The sequence below is a fragment of the Marinobacterium halophilum genome (assembly GCF_003014615.1).
In the GTDB taxonomy this organism is placed as follows: Bacteria; Pseudomonadota; Gammaproteobacteria; order Pseudomonadales; family Balneatricaceae; genus Marinobacterium; species Marinobacterium halophilum.
Genome location: NZ_PYGI01000046.1, coordinates 1 through 1,635, shown reverse-complemented (window position 1 = coordinate 1,635; position 1,635 = coordinate 1). Strand labels below are relative to the sequence as shown.

General features: G+C 59.9%; 2 protein-coding genes. Both read right to left on the bottom strand.

Annotated elements, in window-relative coordinates:
* Positions 1-746, bottom strand: a 746-nt coding sequence (locus tag CLV44_RS17185) for a CoA-transferase subunit beta (RefSeq protein WP_106593344.1), incomplete at its 3' end; no start/stop codon positions are given.
* 11 nt (positions 747-757) lie between these two features.
* On the bottom strand, positions 758-1,635 hold an 878-nt coding region (locus tag CLV44_RS17180; protein WP_245912729.1), incomplete at its 5' end, for a CoA transferase subunit A.

Sequence of the window (1,635 nt, the reverse complement as noted above, 5' to 3'; positions counted from 1 at the left end):
TTGTGCGGGTCAAGCTGAGCGATAAGTGCCAGCTGCTCGGCGGTCGGATGTGCGGTTTCGCCCATATCCGGAGCCTTGAGCAGCTCGAAGCCGGTATTGGCCTGAACTTCTTCGAACGTCACGCCCGGATGCAAGGAACGCACACGGATGGCGTGGTCCGGACCACCGAAGTCCATCACACACAGATTGGTGACGATGTGACGGACCTCCATCAGGTCCTGACGCATGTTTTCGGACCAGCGTGCCGGGTTGTAACCCACACCCGAGACCATATCCACTTCACCGGCCACGAACGCACGGGTGTTGTGGTTGGGTACATACAGGGAGTTGATGTGGTTGATGCTGTTGCCCGGCAGGCCGCGCACACCCAACATCGCCACTTTCGGCTTGGCGTAGTCACCGACAACCGACAGGTTGGTCTGGCCGAAACGGTCGATCTGGGTCGGGCCGATCATGGCGTGACGCTTGCCACCCCAGACGCACTCGAAGATGCGCTCGAACGGCATGTAACCGGAGTACTTGGGTACATAGTCACCGCGCGGGCCGACCGGAATCGGCTCTTCCACCAGCAGCGATTCGCTGTCGGTCATCATCAGCTCGGGGGTGTGGGTCATTTTCGCCAGGCTTGCACCCAGACGCGGAATGATGCCCAGGCCGGAGGCGAGCAACTCGCCATCATCGCGCCAGGCTTCGGAAGCGGCCACAATCATCAGTTCGGCCAGCGTAAATTCACAGTTGGTCGTCATTGCGCCTCTCCTTAAAATGTCGGCAGCGGCAAGCTGCCCATTGCGTCTACACCACCGTTGGCAGCCTGATAGGCGTCTTCACCGGAGCGTACAAACTCGTCCATATAGACATTCCAGCCATCGTCCTGGCTGGCACTGGCGACGTAGCGCTTCAGCTGGTTCAGATCCCAGCCATAGTTCGGTGCGCACATGGTCGGGTGCGCACCCATCGGCGCGTGTACCACACCCTGTACCAGGTAACGTTCGAAGGTATTCAGGCGGGCGGTTTCAAGCGTCAGTTCCAGCTTGTCGACCAACTCTTCGGTAGAGACGATGCAACGCTCGGCGGCACGGGCCACCAGATGATCGAAATAGGGATCGGAGCCGGTAATTAGAGTGTTACCCAGCTTGTCCGCCTTGTTGACGTGAACAAACGCCATATCCAGATTCAGCGCCGGCATCGCCAGCAGCTCTTCACCGTCATCATAGGGTGACGTGATGGTGCGCAGATCGTTGTGGGTGGTGACATCGGTGGCCAGGCCACAACGGGTCGGCAGGAACGGCATACGCATGCCGGCGGCGCGCAAGCCCCACTGGAACATGCCTTCATCCAGCTCCATCACTTCAATTTCACCGGCCTGACGCAGCTTGCGGAACCAGGGCTCTAGCGGAATGGCATCCAGGGTGGCAAAACCGAAAATCAGCTTCTTGACCTTACCGGCCGCACACAGCATGCCCACTTCCGGGCCGCCGTAGGCCACTACGGTCAGATCCTTCACGTCCGAGCGCAGGATCTCGCGCACGATCGCCATCGGCTTGCGCCGCGGCCCCCAGCCACCAAAGCCGATGGTCATGCCATCGCGCAACTGTGCTACCGCTTCGGCGGTTGTCATCTGCTTGTTCATGTTTT